This is a genomic window from Pseudomonas sp. NPDC096917, from assembly GCF_044762555.1.
Taxonomy (GTDB): Bacteria; Pseudomonadota; Gammaproteobacteria; order Pseudomonadales; family Pseudomonadaceae; genus Aquipseudomonas.
In genome coordinates, this window is sequence record NZ_JBIWEO010000003.1 from 289,745 (window position 1) to 304,881 (window position 15,137).

Sequence of the window (15,137 nt, forward strand, 5' to 3'; positions counted from 1 at the left end):
CCAGCCAACCCAACTATTGCTGGCCTTCAATCGGACTTCATAGTCCAACGCTTACAGGCCGAACTGAACCCCTCTAATACTGCCTCCTTCACCGCATTACCTACTTACAAACTGAGGAGGACATTAAACTTCTCAGGCATTTAATCGAACTACCCTTTAAGTGACCACTCACAACACAAACTGTGCAAGGACTTGCCATGAATACAAAAAAAGGACAGGGACTGTCCAAATTTGGAATGTCGTTAACATTAAGCGCGGCACTACTGTGCAGCCAGGGAGTCTGGGCTAACACTGGCGAAACGCTCTTACATAGTATCGAACCGGAACAGTTAGCACTCATGGTGGGCGCAGAGTACGCGAGCGTCGCAGAACTGACAGAAAAAATGGATCGAGGGAGTTTTAGCTCCGTATTACTGGTCAAGTACCTGCTCAATCGTATTCATTCGCTGGATAAAAACGGCCCCTCTATTAACGCAATAATTGAACTAAACCCAGAAGCATTGGCCATTGCTGCTCTGCGAGATCAAGAACGCCGCTCCGGGAAACTCCGGGGACCTTTGCATGGAGTTCCCGTGCTCATCAAGGACAATATTCAGACCTCGGATAGCATGCAAACCAGCGCAGGGTCTCTGGCACTGGTAGGTCAGCCCGCCACTCAGGATGCATTTATCATCCAGCAATTACGTAAGGCGGGGGCAATCATTCTTGGTAAAACCAACCTCACCGAGTTGGCAGGCTTTCGTGACCCCGCTATTCCGAGCGGCTGGAGCGCACGGGGTGGGCAAACTAAAAATCCTCATAAACTATCAGCGGACCCTTGTGGCTCCAGCACGGGTGCAGCGGCCGCTGCTGCAGCTGGCTTTGCTCCATTGAGCGTAGGTACGGAAACCAATGGCTCCATTCATTGCCCTTCGTTCATGAATGGTGTTGTGGGCTTAAAGCCTAGCCTGGGTCTTTTAAGTAGATCCGGCATCATCGTTACGTCGCGAAATCAGGACACTCCCGGGCCGATTACACGCACGGTACGTGACGCGGCCCTTCTCCTTAACGCCATGATGGGAAATGATTCGGCTGATCACGTACAGCGCCCTAACACCGGGGTGCCAACTGACTACACCTCCCGGCTGAATACGACAGAACTGAGTGGTAAACGAATCGGCTATCCCAGCCGCTATGCACCTGGAAACTCGGAACTCGATCTTGATCTCAATTTTTCACAGGCATTAGAAATAATGACCCATGCTGGCGCAACGCTTATCCCCGTCGAAGAACCCAGCTATGAGAACTCGAACTACATGGAGCGCTACCAGGAGTTTTTGTTCATGGACTTAAATCGTGAAGCTCCGGGCTAGTTCAGTTCCCGACAGGGGATGCCTGTCAATACTATTGAAGCACTCATTGCCTTCAATCAACACACGCCTGGCGTGCCTGTGTATGGGCAAAGCTCTGTCTTGTCTTTCATTAATACACCTTACAACGAAACTCAATACAACGAACTTTGGACAACACTTAACACGCGCAGTCGTCAGGCAATTGATAACGTGTTAGCCGAACACTCCCTGGATGCACTGGTTGATAGTTCTGAAGGTTTTACCCCAACGATTGTTCCGGTCGCTGGCTATCCGGGCATAACAGTACCTTCAGGCATTGATGAGCAAGGCACATTGAAAGGTCTGTATTTCTATGGAGCGCGCTGGAGCGAAGCAAACTTACTGGGGCTGGCCTACAGTTACGAGCAGGCCGCCCAAGCACGGTTAAACCCGACATTTGCCCCTTGAAACTTCTCCAGCGTGCCCAACAGCAAACCAAAAGCTATCTTATTCAAGCGTATGTTTGAGAGTCCAGTGCAGCAAAGAAGTCGATACTTTGCTGCACTTATTTATTGGGCATCGCCATCGATTTCTGTCTCTTATCACGTGATGGGTGCTGACTGGCAAGGTTACGGGGCCAGAGATGACAGAAAATACGATGTCAGGCTCACGGCTCCAAAGGTAAAAAACGCTGAGTGAGCATTGTTTTGCTAATGTTTGCGTAGTGGATTTCCGGTACTCGTTCACCCGGCCTGGCCTTGGCTTCCAGGCTTTGCTTGCTAGCCTTGCGCTGATGCCTAAGTTTGAAATGGGCAGAACTCGGTGCGCTCGCGGCGGTGTCTAACTGCACGTAATGCAAGTGCGCGTACCACAGCACCTGATTATTGGTGTTGAGTACCTGATACTCCTGAACGTAATCGTTGCGAGGTCCAAACATTTTGATTCGCACGCCCTCCTTGACCAGCCGGACCTCATTTTTTTTCAAAAGGAACTCAACGACAGGCTCGGTAGGCGGCAAAGACTTCAAGACCCAAATGGCCTGTTCACGCAGTTTTTTCGCCCCCTCGCGCAGACGATTACGCAGAGACTGTGGCGTACCGGGTTTAGGTTTCTCTGCGTGAAGCTCTGTTGCGAAGTCACGCTCTATTTCATTCGCCAAGCCATCTAGTTTTTTGGCGTCACCTTCGAGAATTTCTTCAAGCTCCAAGGGATATTTCGAGTTTTTGGCATACACCTTGATCCGATTGATTTGGGGATCTACGCGCCCCAACTGCTCATTACACTCACTGCGGATCACCCCGATGGTACGCTTTGCAGGCAACACAGCCACAGGTTCTACCACATCCCATTGGTCGGGTGATGACTCGCGAAATGTCAGCTTTGGTCTAGCTGAGACAGGACTGAGCGACCTGTCCAAAGGGCCACCCGACATAAATTCGCCCACTTCAACCACTTGCGTTCCGGGGCCGGCCGAACGGGGAACACCAATCAAGATCCCATGTTTTCGAGTTCTGATTATTTTCGAGGCCTGCTGAGTAGAACGCGAAGGGCCAGGTTGCTCGGGCAACCATTCGTTCTCCTGGCGGAGTTCTTCGGTCAGTTGTTTTTCGCACTTGAGGCTTAATTCCTGGACCATTTCAGCCAGACGGTTGAAATCACCCAGATTGAATTGTTCACCCACCTCCAAGTGCAAAATGGCCAATGCGTCGTGCGCTCGCGCGTAACGTTGCTGAATATCCAGCAGCACTTCGACTCGTTCCGCATGACTGAACAACTCGGGCTCTATCAACTGCGCATGTGACTGCACGGTGAACGTCAGCGGCCAGACAATTTCGACCAGTGCATGCCACTGCGCACTGAAGGGTGCCTTGGGTACAAGATCCGCCAACGTCAACATGTGGGTTGTCAAAAAATCCAGCTCTGTGGCCAATCGAGACTTACCCTCTGCCAGTGTCACCGTAGGCATCACTGTACGGGCACTCTCTTTGGCCATGCTAAAACCAACCCTGGGCGACTCACGAAGTACCTGCAAGCAGATGACTTGGGTCCGGAAGTCCTCCAAGTGCTTTTTTTGAGCGTTGTATAAATCGCGCCGCATATTAATAAAGCGTTCCACATCGTTGATGGCCAGCGTTTGATAATTGGCCTCCATAAACTGTGGATGGAGGTCGATAAGTAACGTGATTAAGATATGTTGGGCATACGCGATATCAGAGGCAATATTGAATAGGGTCCGGTTGAAGTTAGCCTCCTTTAAATGGTCCTGGGGGTGTTTGAGCAAAGCGTGTCGTTCGTGAAAGTTCTCTTTCTCCAGGGTGTATTCAATTTTTGTTTTTTCCAAAAAGGTTCTGAAATGTTTGATCCGCACCGTTTTTTCAAGATAGGTGAGGGTCTGGGCAGTCGCGCCACTGTGGGTTTCCTTGACCCTGGCGCGTGCTGCATTAAGTTCGGTGTTGACCTGCGACTCCCTGCGTCCCATCGCCTCGTATTTCTCGTTTAACTCTTTGATTCGCTGATCACGGGCCAGGAGCTGAGCGGTTGCCTGTTGACGTCTTTTCGGTCCGCCACCGCGCAGATACATGCCCGTATCAAACTGCCAAACCCCTTCACCGTTGGATTTAAGCCAAGGGCCTGTATCCAGAGGGTCTTTAGGACTCACGACCACCACGCCCTCATCTTCCGGCGACACTTCATAGCAAAAACTATTGATCAAGGCATGCCACTTACCGTTTACCACGTAGAGGCCTTTATTCGGGCCGTAAGCAACGGGAGTTTTACCTTCAGGAAACGGGGCGCGGTTTTTATCCAGCCAGGCTAATTGAGCAAAATTGAAGTGAATCGCCGGATTCTTGAACCAAGAAAAATCCAGAGTACTCAGCTGATTGCCAACCGGTACATCCGAAAAATAAACCTGACCTTGTTGGACGTTAACCTCAACAGGGACCGTGTTCTCATTATTATCAGTCTCCAACAACCCACCCTCGGCAGAAAGTAGTTGAGCGTCATCGGAGGGCGAGGAAGTCAGAGCAGGCGTGTGCGCCACATGCAGCAATACCAAAGCGATATTAAAGAACAAATCAATGATGGCGGGTGCCTTGGTTCTTTCGTCATCACTCTCAAGCGCCTTGAAATCCTGTTTCACTGCCGACACGGTGAGCAATAACCAGCCGGCAACGGCAATTGGCCCCCGCAGCACAGGTAAAAACGTGTTTAACAGTAGCCATCCGCCTTCTTTAAGGCTGGCCCAACGACTTTCACTATTGGAAACAGATTGCCGATCAGCCATAAGCGCCAGTGCCAAGGCACTTTCGCGGAACACATCATGTTCAAAATGGGTACTCAGCGGTCGATGGTAAAAAATACCGTCCGCATTCGATGGATGAGCGCCGGGACTCAAATGACCAGAGGTATAAGCAGCACGGACTGCATCGGGTAGCCAGTGGAGCACACTCTCACGCAGCGTACCGGGCGTGGAAATTGCCTGATGCATTGCCTGCGCCGAAGGGTACTCAATCAGGACTTCTTTAAACAATGGCCGATAAAGCACACAACGGCCCATAGGCTCAGCACCAAGGCCAATAACAAACATGGCGCGGACAAAATCCGGGGCTGTGCGGGGTGTTTTGAGCAACGCCAAGGGGTAAATAACAACCGACTTCCCATCCAGCACTCTGACATTCGGATCACGTTGCATAAGCGCGGCAATACAGCGGTAACCCCACGACGTCATTGCGCCCTGCTTGTTCAACACCCTTTCAAGGGCCTGCAGGGGTAACGCTGCCCGTAGTTGATCGGTAAACAGCATTTCACGTCGCTGAGCTTCGGGCAGGTCGTCTATCAATAACTGTTTTATGAGCGCCGGATACTGGCCCCCCACATCGACCCGCTGAATCAGTGACTTGATATAAGCAGGCGTCATCCACCAATCCTGGATCAATTGATTGTGCTTATGGGTGATCGTCATATGCCCGCTCGGTATTGCTATCAGGTTTTGCAAGGCCAACTCGGTAAGCGTGTATTTGACATGTGCAACGACTCCAGCGGTATTTAACGGGCCTGAAACCACTGCGATATCGATTTCGATGTCATCCGAGTAGTAGCCGGGCGCCAAGGGTTGATCCTTGAGCATTTGTTCGCGCAGCACCTTTGACGCATAGCTGTGCAAGTCAGGGATACCTTCATCAAATACCCGACCTTTGGCTTTACGCATGACATTAGCCAAATCGATCATGTGCGAACGATAGGCAAATCGGTCACTGACGCTGGCATTTTTCAGCCAGTCGGGCAGCGCTTGCAGTACACGGCCCAAGGGCTGCGACCATGCCTCATTTTCATCATCAAATACGCAGGCTGGATCACTCATTAGCCATAACTGGCGTTCGAGACTGTCAAGGCCAGGCCTGTCTTCTGCCAACGCTTCTTGCAGGGCTTTTATACGATCCAGTTGAAGATCGAGCACAATCATGGCTTGAGTCTGCAGCAGATCGTCATCCGCTTCGTAACGCTTCCAGACCAGGGATTGAACCGGGTTCAAAGGACTAATAGTTCTGCCTAAGTACCGGCCATATGCGCTCAATGATGCAAAGGACTCTATATGACCTGATGGCTTGCACGCCAAGACGTGTTCACGTTCCTCTATGGGGTACACGACCACTAGGTCGGGTACCAGATACTCCACACGCTTGAGACCGACATTGGCCTGCAACTGCGCGAAGTAAACCCGTGGCCGTGTGCGCCCCAGCAAGCGCATGCGATCGGTATACAACGGGTACTTGAACACTTGACGCAGCACATCGACCTGTTCGTCACTCAACCCTTCGGCGGTATTGGCATAAGAGATCATCAACTCGCCGAAGAAAGTTCCCAGCCAATGTTGCCGACTGCGATAGCCGTCGACAGGCTGGTTCCAATAATCAACCAATGCTTGTTGGTAGCCCCACCCCCAATCGCGCACCACCTCACGTATCGACTGTTCGACTCGCGTCATTGCTAAAAAAGGGGGTGTTTGGCGTGTGGGGTCATTGCCATCAACCCGCTCTGCCAAATAGCACTGCTGCTCTTCATAGAAGGTGTAATTAATGGGCGTCCCGAGCGCGATATGCTCAAGCACAGCCTCAACTATCGGCTGCTGACGAGCCACGTCCAGCGTTGCTTCAGCTTCATCGACCGTCCAGATGATTTTTAATTGATCGAGGTGAATCGGCGTTATTGGAGGATTGAATTTTTTTTTCAGCGATTTCTCGAGCAAAGCCCTTACCACGCGGCGCAATGTGGGGCGATCCGAGAAATGCCGGGCGACCGCTTGTGTCAGTAAGGAGAGTCGGCTTAATGGTTCTTGAGTGCCTGAGGGATTTGTCATGGGGCAAGTTCATTCCAAATGAAGTGTTGCGAGCTGCTAGCCCGCAATCGAACTTCATTTAAAAGCACGCAAAGCCCAAACCTGCGGTATCCCTTTATACCTCTGGTTTTGCCCATTCATGTTTATCCAGCGCAAGGGGCAGACCGAGAACACGAGTCATCACGCGTCGAACGAAAAAGTGGGCTGAAGTGCAAGTGATGCAGGCACCCCCTCAAAAGTACGCGGGCCTCATCCTGCCCATCCCCCAGCCCCGGTATAAACGGGCTCACTCACGCCAAACGGTGATGTTCACAACTGGGTTTCAGGGCCTGACGCGGCATAGAAGTTGACGCTTTGCTGCCAATACTTTTGGGTATAGGCCATGGACTTTTTGTCGCTAGCCACCGGACAGGCGCTGGCTGACAGGGCCACAGTGGCGGAGATGGCAGAAGCAGAGATGACGGAAAAAAGATTGAGGTTCATGGCGATGCCCCTCGACGATTCAGTTTGCTTGCCTGTTCAGGCCGTGGAACAAACTGACCGCCAAGGGTCATCACGCAGAAATTCACTCTAGGGTCTGTTGATGAATTTCACGTCTGAAGGTGCGTCCATTACCAGCTTTTGCAGGGTTTTGCCCAGCTTGCCGGTGCTCGGATCACGCTCTATCACTACGATGTCATTGCTCATCTGGTTGGCGATCAAGAGGAATTTACCATTGGGGCTCAAGGTAAATTCACGCGGGTGATCACCGTCGACCGAACGACGCTGGATTTCGCTCAACTCGCCATTGGCCGGGTTGATGGCGAAGACCAGAATCTCATTCGCCTTGCCGCGATTGGTCACGTACAGGAACTTGCCGTCGGCTGACGCGTGCAAAGCGCCCGCGGCACGATTCTGCGCGGGCATACCGGGGGCCAGTTCCAGGGCCTGACGTTGCTTGAGTTGGCCGTTGTCATAATCAAAGACAAAGACCTGAGCGCTCATTTCGGTGGTCAGGTAAGCATGCTTGCCGTCCTTTGAGAACAACAAGTGGCGCGGCCCGCTGCCCGCTGGCAGCTCAATGGCCGCCGGTGTTGCGGCTACCAGTGGGTGTTCCGGATTGGCCACCGGGTCGTATCGGTATACAAACACTTTGTCTGCGCCCAGATCACTGGCGTACACAAACTTGCCATCCGGCGAAGACACCACTGAGTGCACGTGAGCCGACATCTGGCGCTCGGGATTGACCCGACTCGCTTGATGGCTGCTCATTTGGGTGACGGGTTGCAACTGGCCATCTGCGTTGACCGGCACCACTGCCAGGCTGCCACCCGGATCGGCATGCACGCCATAGTTGGCCACGAACAGGTATTTTCCATCGCCACTCAGGCTGGAATGCGTCGGCTCTTCACCCAAGGTCTTGACCTGATTGATCAGGCGCAATTCGTTGGTTTTAGGATCAATGGATAGGCTGCTCACGCGCCCCACTACATCGGCCTGGCCTTGCCCATTTTCGTTAACAGCAAACAACTGGTTTTGGTCTTTGGACAAGGTCAACCACGACGGGTTGGCGGACTTGAACACTTGCAGCGGCTGCGGGGTGATGTGGCCACTTTCGCTGTCGAACTGCAACCGGTAAATACCTTGGCTTTTACCTTGGGTATAGGAACCCACCAGCAGTTCAACGTCACCACCCGGCGCGGCGTAGGCCGACATTGCGCCTACACTTGAGGCCATCAACAAGGGCAACCATTTAAGCTTCATCAGGCACCTCAGAGTCATCGTCATCATTGCTCGCGCGCAATGCGCTGAGGCAAATCAGGCGGTGTTCACCCGAGTCGCCGGTCAAGGTCCAGCTTTCTAGCGCCTGGTCATAAACCGCGGCGTCAATCTGTTGCGGGGTAAAGCGCCAGCGTTTATTTGCCCGACCATCCATGGCCTCAATGTGCAGTCCATTGTCATCCAGGGCAAACTCAAATGCATACAGTGCGTCAATTTCCAGCATGTCGCTGGTTTCCAGGGCTGCACGCAAGGTCTGGTTTGGATCACTCATTCATCAATCACCTGTAGGAAAGGCGTAATGATAGGTCAAAGACGAACACTTACCCACGGCTGTTTGTTCAACGAAGCGCTGCGCCCCGGCAAGAACGTGTTTACACCACACTGTCAGGGGGCGTTTGTCCCTTGAGTGCGCAGTGCAAATTGTGTGCTGCGGTGCGCGCCATCAATGCCCGGGCTTCGACTGTTGCCGAGCCGATATGAGGCAATGCCGATAACCGGTTCAAGCGCAACAAAGGCGAATCCGCTGGCAGGGGTTCCTGAGCAAACACGTCAAGCCCGGCCGCGCGAATGCCACCGCGTTGCAACACGTCGATCAACGCCGCCTCGTCCACTACCGGCCCGCGAGACACATTAAGAAAGATGCTGTGCGGCCCCATCTTCGCAAACTCGGGGGCACCGATCAGGTGACGGGTTTTCTCTGAGAGCGGCACACACACGCAAATAAAGTCAGCTTGCGCCAGCAATTGATCCATCTCGAGCCGTTGCGCGCCCAACTCCTGCTCCAGCGCCGGCTTGTTCGATTGCCCGCTGTAGATGATCGACATACCAAAGCCAAAGTGACCACGCCGGGCGATGGCCGCGCCAATGCGGCCAAAGCCAATGATGCCCAGGCGTTTGCCGTGGACATCGGTGCCAAACATTGACTCGGGAATGTTTTTTTCCAACCACAGACCCTGACGAACAAGATCGGCCATTTCCAGCGCTCGGCGAGCCGTCATCATCAGCAACAAAAACGCCGTGTCTGCGGTCGTTTCAGTGACGGCGTCCGGGGTGTTGGTCAGGCGAATGCCATGCTCACGCAGGTAGTCCAGGTCGTAGTTGTCAAAACCGGCCGAGACGCTGGCAATCACTTTAAGGCGTGGAGCCTGCTCCAGCAGTGTGCGATCGAGCTTGAGGCTCGCGCCCAGCATGGCGTCGGCCTGGCCCAGCGCGGCCATAAAGCGCTGCTCATCTGCACCCAGCGGGTCCGGGCAATAGGTCACGTTGTAGAGGTTATCGAGTTCAGCCAGCACATCTTGCGAAGACACTCGGCTGAAAATAAGCACATTAGGCTTCATGTTTACGCTCATTGAACCGTTCATTGATTAACCCGGTAGTAGCGGGCAGGAATCGCCCAAATCACCAGCACCGTGGCCAGTACACAGACGCCACTCAACACAAACAAAGCCGGTGTGGCGCTGCCGCTCAGGTCCTTGATACGGCCCACCATAAAGGGCGCTATGACACCGCCCAACTGGCCCAGCGAGTTGATCAGCGCAATCCCGGCAGCGGCTGCCAACCCGGTCAGAAAGCGCGGAGGGATGGTCCAGAAAATCGGCATCCAGGCGATGATGCCGGTCATGATCATGCTCATGCCCACCATCAATGGCAGCAACTGGCCTGGGAAGCACGCGCACAGGAGGTAACCTGCGGACGTCAGCAAGGCACAACCGGCCATGTGCCAGCGCCGCTCGGCGCGTTTGTCAGAACTGTTGCCGATCAACAGATTACCCGCCGCGGCTATCAGATAAGGAATCATCGTCAGCAAGCCGATATCGAACGTATCCGCCACGCCAGCGCTTTTGATCAGTTGGGGCATCCAGAACAACAACCCCGTCAGGGCCATGACCAGGCACAGATAAATCGCTGACATGACGTAAGTGGTTGGTTGTTTCCAGACATCGGCAAAGGTGCTCGATGACTCGGTTTTCGGCTCACTGGCCATGCGGGCCAGCATCACCTGTTTCTCGTCGGCCGATAACCATGGCGCGTCTTCGATCTTGTCACTGAGCAGCCACAGCACCACAAGACCCAGCACCACCGAAGGCAAACCTTCCAGCAGGAACAGCCACTGCCACCCTGCCAGCCCGTAAAATCCATCAAAGTGACCCAGGATAAAACCGGCCAACGGTCCTCCGACAATGCCGCACAAACAGATGGAGCTTTTGAAATAGGCATTGACCCGCGCCCGGCGATTGCCTGGGTACCACTGGGTGAAGTAATAGAGCACCCCCGGAACAAACCCGGCTTCCATCACACCGATCAGAAACCGCAAGGTGTAGAACCAGAATTCGTTGTGCACAAACATCATGCACGCCGAGGTAATGCCCCAAGTCACCATGATGCGGGCGATCCATACGCGGGCGCCTATCTTGTGCAACAGAACATTGCTCGGCACCTCGAACAGAAAGTAACCGACAAAGAACAGGCTGGCGCCGAGCCCATATACGGTCTCGCTGAAACCCAGATCACTTTGCATCTGCAATTTGGCGAAACTGATGTTAACCCGGTCCAGGTAGGCAAATAGAAAGCAAACAATGAACAGCGGGATAATCCGCCAGTTCACTTTGCGGTACAGCGCATCGTCCAGTGATTGCGTGGTAGAAAGCGTTTCAGCAGTCATGGCGCACCTGTTGATTATTATTTTAGGGCGGTTCAAAGAGGGTGTTCGAAGCGCTGCCGCGCCCCTCACAGGGCAGCGGCAGGCTGAAGGAGCAGATCAGCCAATCGGGCTGACAGTAAACTGGCCATCAACCAGGCGTTGAATACCCAGTGGGTTGGCGTTTTTAAGCGCCTGTGGCAACAGGCTATCTGGGTAGTTCTGGAAGCACACGGGACGCAGAAAGCGGTCAATGGCCAACGTACCCACTGAGGTGCCGCGAGCATCGGACGTGGCGGGATACGGGCCGCCATGTACCATTGAGTCGCACACTTCGACCCCCGTCGGGTAACCATTGAGCAGGATACGACCCACTTTTTGCTCAAGCAGCGGAGTCAACTCACTGAACTGCTGAAAATCGTTCGCCTCACCGATCAGGGTCGCAGTCAGTTGGCCGTGCAGGCCATTTATCGCGGCACGCAGTTGCGCCTGATCAGCGACCTCGACCACCACCGTCGTGGGGCCAAACACTTCCTCTTGCAACACTTCATCGCCTTGCAGCAGCAGGCTGACATCGGCCTTGAACAGCTGCGGACAAGCCTGACTGCCCTGCTGCGCCAAACCCGCCAGATGCTCAATACCCTGATGGGCCAACAGCGCGTCCAGCCCCTTTGCGTAGCTGCGCAGCGTGCCGGCATTGAGCATGGTTTGCGCAGGTTGTTCGCTGAGGTGGCCCGCCAACTGCTCGATAAAGGTGCTAAACGCATCGGAGCGGATTCCGATCACCAACCCTGGATTGGTACAGAACTGACCGCAGCCTTGCACCACAGAGGCTGCCAATTCACGGGCAATCGTCTCGCTGCGTGCCGCCAATGCCTGGGGCAGAACGATGACCGGGTTGATGCTCGACATCTCGGCAAACACCGGGATGGGCTGCGGCCTGGCGGCGGCCATGTCACACAACGCACGCCCGCCTTTGAGCGAGCCGGTAAACCCCACAGCCGAAATAGCCGGGTGTTTGACCAGCGCCTCGCCAACGCCTGATCCGTAGATCATGTTGAACACGCCGTCCGGCATCCCAGTGCGTTGCGCCGCACGAATCAGCGCATTCGCGACCCATTCAGCGGTCCCCATGTGCCCACTGTGCGCCTTGAACACCACCGGGCATCCGGCAGCCAATGCCGACGCCGTATCGCCGCCCGCGGTAGAAAATGCCAACGGGAAATTACTGGCGCCGAACACAGCGACGGGGCCCAGACCAATTCGGTACTGACGCAAGTCCGGGCGCGGCATCGGCGTGCGATCCGGCAGTGCCTGATCAATCCGCGCGCCATAGAAATCCCCCCGACGAAGGACGTTGGCAAACAAGCGCATCTGGCCACTGGTACGACCACGCTCTCCCTGAATCCGGCCCGCAGGCAGTGCTGTTTCACGGCACACCAGGGCAATAAACTCATCGCCCAGCGCATCCAGCTCGTCTGCAATGGCCTCTAGAAATTCGGCACGGCGTTCAGCGCTCAAAGCCCTGTAGGCCGGATAGGCACTGGCCGCTGCGGCAGCGGCACGATCGACTTCTTGCAGGGTGGCTTGGTGAAATTCATACGCCAGGGTTTCGCCGCTGACGGCATCCACACTCTTGACGATGATGTTGCCTTCGGCACTGCGTTGGCCGCCGATGTAATTGTGTCCGAGAATCTGAGTCATAACGTTATCCCTTTAAAGTGTGCCAATCGCGCCGGGCTTGAACACGGCGTCTACAGGTTCAACGCCATTGATCAGAGGAGCACCGAATTCAGCCTGGCTGATTTCAAAACGATCCCCGGGCTGCGTGCGGATACCCGCAGCAAACGACAGGGTGGCGGTGCCGAAGAAGTGAATATGCACATCGCCGGGGCGCAAGAATTGACTGTATTTAAAGTGGTGGTATTCAAGGTTTTCCAGGCTATGACACATGTTTGCTTCGCCACTGAGGAATTCGTTTTCCCACAGTACATGGCCGTCACGGATGATCCGGCTGCTGCCCGCCAAGTGTTGTGGCAACTCACCTACCCGCAGTTCTGGACCAAATGAGCAACTGCGCAGTTTGGAATGAGCCAGGTACAGGTAGTTCTTGCGCTCCATGACATGGTCAGAGAACTCGTTACCTACCGCAAAACCCAATCGATAAGGCTTGCCGTCGTGGCCAATGACATACAGGCCGCCAATCTCCGGCTCTTCACCGGCATCTTCGGCAAATGGCGGCAGCGGGAACGCCGCACCGGGGCGCACCACCGTGCTGCCATCGCCTTTGTAGAACCATTCCGGTTGTACGCCCGCCTGTCCCGCAGCCGGTTTGCCGCCCTCGATACCCCATTTGAAGATACGCATGGTGTCGGTCAATGTGGCTTCGTCACCCGCCTGCTGATGCATTTTGTCGCGCGCCGAAGCGCTGCCCAGGTGGGTCAGGCCGGTGCCGCTGATCAGCATGTGAGCCGGGTCTGGATGATCCAGTGGCGGCAAAATTCGCAACTCGCTCAGCAATGTCTGGTAATCATGAGTCTCACCCAGCCCCTGCGCTTGCACCTGCTGCGCCAAGTCGGTAGCCGCCTCAATCGCCGCCAGTGCGAGGTCACGCACGCTGGTTGCGCCCTGCACTTCGCGCACTTGGCCCGCCTGCACTAAACCGACGCGTCGCTCACCGTTGTTCAATTCAAACTGCACTAAACGCATAGTCATTCTCTCTCTTGAAATTCAATTCAGCGCTGGCCGACCGGACGGGCACTGGCTGCAAATTCGCTGGATTTGAGTGCGTGTTTACGCTCAAGCAGGCGGTACACCACTGCGGTCAGGAGCAACCCGAACACCATGACGCCCGACAGAAAATACAGGCCCGAGGCCAGGTTGCCGGTGTATTCCTTGAGCGCCCCGATCACGAACGGGCCGATATAGCCACCCAGGTTGCCGACCGAGTTGATCAAGGCAATCCCGGCCGCAGCACTGGCCCCGGCGAAGAAGCGCCCCGGCAACGTCCAGAAGATCGCCGTGCAGGAGAACAGCGAGAATGCCACCAGGCACAACGCCGCCAATTGCAGCACGGGAACCGTCGACCACGCACTGGCGAACAAGCCGAAGGCACCCAACATATAAAGCACCGCCAAGTGACCGTAGCGGTCATTCAAGCGGTCGGAACTGCGCGGGATAATCAGCAGGCCGATGATGCCGAAGATGTACGGTACCGAAGACACGAACCCGGTGGTCAGGTCGCTGCCGCCAAACTGTTTGATCAGCGTCGGCAGCCACAGGCCCAGGCCATAAATACTCAGGGTCACAGGTAGATAGAACAGCGCGAGCAGCAAGACACGCTTGTCTTTAAGGGCATGCAGCGGATTGCCATGACGGGTCTGACCATATTCCTGCAAGTCTTTTTCAAGCTCACCGACCAGCCAGTCCTTCTCGCTCTGGTCCATCCATTTGACCTGTTGCGGGCCATCCGGCAAATAACGCAGCACTGGCCAGGTCAACAGAATGGCGGGCATCCCGATCATGATAAACAGCCATTGCCAGCCGTGCAGACCGAGCACACCGTCCATGCCAAGCAGCCCGCCAGAGACTGGCCCGGTAATCATCATGGCGATGGGTTGCGAGAGGATAAACAACCCCAGAATCTTGCCGCGATGGCGCACCGGAAACCATTGGGTGATGTAGTACAGAACCCCTGGGAAGAAGCCCGCTTCAGCCACACCCAACAAAAAGCGCATCACATAGAAACTGTGCGCACCTTGTACAAAGGCCATGCCAATGGTGATAGCCCCCCAGGTCAGCATGATCCTGGCGAACCAGCGCCGGGCGCCGAAACGCTCAAGCATCAGGTTGCTGGGGATCTCCATCAGAAAGTAACCGATAAAAAACAGCCCTGCGCCCAGACCGTAAGCCGCATCACCAATGCCGATGTCGGCGCCCATGTGCAGCTTGGCAAAGCCCACCGCAGAGCGGTCTACGTAAGCAATCAGGTACAACAGGATCAGAAACGGAATGAGTTTGAGCGTAATACGACGAATAAGCCGGAGTTCCTGGCTCATGAGATGGTTCTCCCATTGTTTTTGTTATGGCA

11 protein-coding genes are annotated in these 15,137 nt (G+C 54.8%); 2 read left to right on the forward strand and 9 right to left on the reverse strand.

Annotated elements, in window-relative coordinates:
• Positions 1–197: 197 nt before the first annotated feature.
• Positions 198–1,352, forward strand: coding sequence for an amidase family protein (locus ACIQYF_RS05520; RefSeq protein WP_402857750.1), 1,155 nt, complete (start codon positions 198–200; stop codon positions 1,350–1,352).
• An 18-nt stretch (positions 1,353–1,370) separates the two neighbouring features.
• A complete protein-coding gene (locus ACIQYF_RS05525) occupies positions 1,371–1,778 on the forward strand; it encodes a hypothetical protein (protein WP_402857753.1) in 408 nt (135 codons plus the stop codon).
• A 199-nt stretch (positions 1,779–1,977) separates the two neighbouring features.
• Here ACIQYF_RS05525 and ACIQYF_RS05530 read toward each other — a convergent pair whose 3' ends face one another.
• From ACIQYF_RS05530 to ACIQYF_RS05570, 9 genes are all read right to left on the reverse strand, one after another.
• Positions 1,978–6,669 (reverse strand): dermonecrotic toxin domain-containing protein, encoded by a 4,692-nt coding sequence (locus tag ACIQYF_RS05530; protein WP_402857756.1) that lies wholly within the window; start codon positions 6,667–6,669, stop codon positions 1,978–1,980.
• Positions 6,670–6,957: 288 nt separating this feature from the next.
• Positions 6,958–7,131, reverse strand: coding sequence for a hypothetical protein (locus ACIQYF_RS05535; protein WP_402857759.1), 174 nt, complete (start codon positions 7,129–7,131; stop codon positions 6,958–6,960).
• Positions 7,132–7,218: 87 nt separating this feature from the next.
• Complete coding sequence (locus ACIQYF_RS05540) at positions 7,219–8,391, reverse strand: lactonase family protein (RefSeq protein ID WP_402857762.1); 1,173 nt, start codon at positions 8,389–8,391, stop codon at positions 7,219–7,221.
• The gene (locus ACIQYF_RS05545; protein ID WP_402857765.1) at positions 8,381–8,680 is read right to left on the reverse strand and encodes a DUF5629 family protein; all 300 of its coding nucleotides are present in this window, start codon (positions 8,678–8,680) and stop codon (positions 8,381–8,383) included. Before ACIQYF_RS05545 ends, ACIQYF_RS05540 begins: the two co-directional genes overlap by 11 nt.
• Positions 8,681–8,780: 100 nt before the next feature.
• Positions 8,781–9,746: a 2-hydroxyacid dehydrogenase gene (locus tag ACIQYF_RS05550; RefSeq protein ID WP_402857767.1), complete on the reverse strand. Its 966-nt coding sequence runs from the start codon at positions 9,744–9,746 to the stop codon at positions 8,781–8,783.
• Positions 9,747–9,766: 20 nt separating this feature from the next.
• Positions 9,767–11,071 carry an MFS transporter gene (locus tag ACIQYF_RS05555; protein WP_402857770.1) on the reverse strand — a complete coding sequence of 435 codons (1,305 nt, stop codon included), beginning with the start codon at positions 11,069–11,071 and terminating at the stop codon, positions 9,767–9,769.
• Positions 11,072–11,167: 96 nt separating this feature from the next.
• Entirely contained in the window at positions 11,168–12,694 is a 1,527-nt protein-coding gene (locus ACIQYF_RS05560) for an aldehyde dehydrogenase (NADP(+)) (protein ID WP_402858043.1), read from the reverse strand.
• A gap of 69 nt (positions 12,695–12,763) precedes the next feature.
• Positions 12,764–13,756 (reverse strand): AraD1 family protein, encoded by a 993-nt coding sequence (gene araD1 / locus ACIQYF_RS05565; RefSeq protein ID WP_402858046.1) that lies wholly within the window; start codon positions 13,754–13,756, stop codon positions 12,764–12,766.
• Positions 13,757–13,782: 26 nt separating this feature from the next.
• Entirely contained in the window at positions 13,783–15,105 is a 1,323-nt protein-coding gene (locus tag ACIQYF_RS05570) for an MFS transporter (RefSeq protein ID WP_402857773.1), read from the reverse strand.
• Positions 15,106–15,137 lie beyond the last annotated feature (32 nt).

What these genes read in the sequence shown, in the direction of transcription:
- ACIQYF_RS05535 (WP_402857759.1), bottom strand. Translation starts at nt 7,131, where the DNA reads ATGAACCTCAATCTTTTTTCCGTCATCTCTGCTTCTGCCATCTCCGCC.
- ACIQYF_RS05520 (WP_402857750.1), top strand. Translation starts at nt 198, where the DNA reads ATGAATACAAAAAAAGGACAGGGACTGTCCAAATTTGGAATGTCGTTA.
- ACIQYF_RS05545 (WP_402857765.1), bottom strand. Translation starts at nt 8,680, where the DNA reads ATGAGTGATCCAAACCAGACCTTGCGTGCAGCCCTGGAAACCAGCGAC.
- ACIQYF_RS05570 (WP_402857773.1), bottom strand. Translation starts at nt 15,105, where the DNA reads ATGAGCCAGGAACTCCGGCTTATTCGTCGTATTACGCTCAAACTCATT.
- ACIQYF_RS05540 (WP_402857762.1), bottom strand. Translation starts at nt 8,391, where the DNA reads ATGAAGCTTAAATGGTTGCCCTTGTTGATGGCCTCAAGTGTAGGCGCA.
- ACIQYF_RS05555 (WP_402857770.1), bottom strand. Translation starts at nt 11,071, where the DNA reads ATGACTGCTGAAACGCTTTCTACCACGCAATCACTGGACGATGCGCTG.
- ACIQYF_RS05525 (WP_402857753.1), top strand. Translation starts at nt 1,371, where the DNA reads ATGCCTGTCAATACTATTGAAGCACTCATTGCCTTCAATCAACACACG.
- ACIQYF_RS05530 (WP_402857756.1), bottom strand. Translation starts at nt 6,669, where the DNA reads ATGACAAATCCCTCAGGCACTCAAGAACCATTAAGCCGACTCTCCTTA.
- araD1 (WP_402858046.1), bottom strand. Translation starts at nt 13,756, where the DNA reads ATGCGTTTAGTGCAGTTTGAATTGAACAACGGTGAGCGACGCGTCGGT.
- ACIQYF_RS05550 (WP_402857767.1), bottom strand. Translation starts at nt 9,746, where the DNA reads ATGAAGCCTAATGTGCTTATTTTCAGCCGAGTGTCTTCGCAAGATGTG.